Annotated in this window: 4 protein-coding genes; all 4 read right to left on the bottom strand. The window is 50.3% G+C overall.

All coding sequences use genetic code 11. The features are described from left to right. Positions 1 to 354: hypothetical protein (locus ACVRRC_RS21635; protein ID WP_472997528.1), on the bottom strand; the 354-nt coding region annotated here is incomplete at its 3' end. Then, positions 351 to 719: a hypothetical protein gene (locus ACVRRC_RS21630; RefSeq protein ID WP_472533506.1), complete on the bottom strand. Its 369-nt coding sequence runs from the start codon at positions 717 to 719 to the stop codon at positions 351 to 353. The genes ACVRRC_RS21630 and ACVRRC_RS21635, both read right to left, overlap by 4 nt. Before the next feature lie 281 nt (positions 720 to 1,000). Beyond that, positions 1,001 to 1,258 carry a class I ribonucleotide reductase maintenance protein YfaE gene (gene yfaE / locus ACVRRC_RS21625; RefSeq protein WP_094962588.1) on the bottom strand — a complete coding sequence of 86 codons (258 nt, stop codon included), beginning with the start codon at positions 1,256 to 1,258 and terminating at the stop codon, positions 1,001 to 1,003. A gap of 185 nt (positions 1,259 to 1,443) precedes the next feature. Then, the gene (locus ACVRRC_RS21620) at positions 1,444 to 1,737 is read right to left on the bottom strand and encodes a hypothetical protein (protein ID WP_094962587.1); all 294 of its coding nucleotides are present in this window, start codon (positions 1,735 to 1,737) and stop codon (positions 1,444 to 1,446) included. Between the last annotated feature and the right edge of the window lie 362 nt (positions 1,738 to 2,099).

Raw genomic sequence — 2,099 nt, 5'->3', positions numbered from 1 at the left:
GCCTCCACAGGATTTCCCAGCAAACTTATCGTCCTGGTTTTGGGGTGTCATCACGACGTAGGCCACGATGAGTAAAGCTCCAATCCCCAGCGAGTCCGTCCAGCCCTGCGAGGTAAAACACCACACAATACCTGCGGTAGAAACTTGCACCACACACGGCATAAGCAAAAAGAGCCCTGGCCCCATCCGTGACGGAACCAATACTGAGGCGATCACCGCTGGCATGGCAGTCAACATGAAAACAGCTGGACGGTTCACCACCTCAAAAGTTGTTGCGCCGATCAGGGTAGCGATGATGAGGGAGACGCTGGCGAGGAATGCCTTATGGTTTTCCAATCTTTCCAGGAAAGTCATAGGGTCACCTTTTGGCTATCCTGCCAATCGGCAATCTCTTTGCGGGTAACGGCATCCATCTTTTGTGCGTTCAACGTGATTAGGTCCGCCGGTACGGATGAGAGATAGTCCCGGTAATTGGCCCGCCGTTTCACCCGTAGTACGTGAAGGGCATAAACCAGAACTCCACTACTGATGAGAGAGAAGGCCAATGCCGGGAAGGACGTTACCGAAAGGTGATCGCTGCCATCATGGATCCAAACCACCAGCGCCAGTTCAATCAACACAACTGCCATCATGATGTATGGACGCAATGCGCCCCGAACGGTACTGAAACAGTCATCGCTAAATGCCAGCAAGACCTGATGAGGTTGATAAAGTGCCATACCGGTAACTCCGTGATTGATTAACATGAACCCAAACTATCACGGGGTATTTGGCTGACGAATAGCAAATGGACACAAAAAAGGTCTTTTTGGGCGAAGGGATAGCGGCAAATTTCGCATGCAAAATGTCAGAAATAAAAACGCCACCGTTGCTGGTGGCGCTTAATCATACCGGATATGAATAGACTGAATTGCCAGAACTAATAACCTAATCATACCCAGTATGAATAGCTGATAATGCAGAGTGTCGAATCGATCCGTCGAGCATAAAACGAAGCTGATCAGATATCCAGCGTCACATCACCCATCGGGCGACAACAGCAAGGCAACACTTCGCCTGGATTAACGAACGCCAAAGGCTTAGCCAGATACTCAACTTCACCACCCAGTAGCCTAATCCGACACGATCCGCAGTAACCTTCCCGGCACTGATACTCAACTGCGATACCCACCGACTCCAATCGCTCCAGCATTGTGCCCTTAGCGCTGGTGGACTCTATCTTCTTCCCGCTCTGTACTGCATGAATACAACCAGGCATTTCACCACCCTCAGATCCAACCGATACTTCGAATCGCTAAAAACGCCTCAGAAGGCCTCAGAGACGTTTTATTGATTCCCATGTAATTCCACTCCGATTTGAACGTAAAAATCGCCCTGAGAGGCTCAGAGAGATAATGAGAGGGGATCCGGATCCTTTTCCGATCCTGTTAACAATATCAATCCCTATGCTACCGAACGGCCTACCGCATCAATAAATCGCCGCTCACCCACGTTGAACAGGAACGCGTCCAGCGCTTTACGTCCTGCTGACTCGGCCCCCTCCAATGCCGTTGCCAGGAAGTCAATCGGGCAAACCATCCGCCCCGAAGCCTTATGAGTTACAACCAGGTGCTGGTCTTCCATTGACCGGGTTACCAAAAACTCAACCAGCTCACCGTGAACCACACGATTGAAAGCCGCCTCTACCGATGCACTCGCATAACCACTCGCCGTTTTGACTTTACCTACTAATTCCATTCGCTTCTCCAATGTTGAATTTCAACCTGTGGACAATCCTACCACCAGCATTTCCCCGACAAAGAGGGATCGGTTGAACTTGCCAGCGATTCTCTCGGCCAACCCCTCACTGGATAACAACAAGTTCTTTTCCAGTTCACGGTTCCCAAAATAAAAAACCGCCCATTCGAAGGCGGTTTCAATTCCTGAATAGCGTTCGCGTTATTCAGCGGCCGGAGGTGTCAGCGAAAACCGCCCGATCCGCGTATAGCGACCCAAGTAAAAACCAACGAACGAACTCAACACAACGCACATCGTTCCAGTAAACCCAATTGGCTCATGCAACACATGTTGCTGGATGTTCATGAACGCCCACATGAAAC

The organism is Stutzerimonas sp. LR2 (assembly GCF_055755175.1).
The sequence above is the reverse complement of the archived record's forward strand: the minus strand, read 5'-3'. Positions and strand labels throughout refer to the sequence as shown.

What these genes read in the sequence shown, in the direction of transcription:
- ACVRRC_RS21630 (WP_472533506.1), bottom strand. Translation starts at nt 719, where the DNA reads ATGGCACTTTATCAACCTCATCAGGTCTTGCTGGCATTTAGCGATGAC.
- yfaE (WP_094962588.1), bottom strand. Translation starts at nt 1,258, where the DNA reads ATGCCTGGTTGTATTCATGCAGTACAGAGCGGGAAGAAGATAGAGTCC.
- ACVRRC_RS21620 (WP_094962587.1), bottom strand. Translation starts at nt 1,737, where the DNA reads ATGGAATTAGTAGGTAAAGTCAAAACGGCGAGTGGTTATGCGAGTGCA.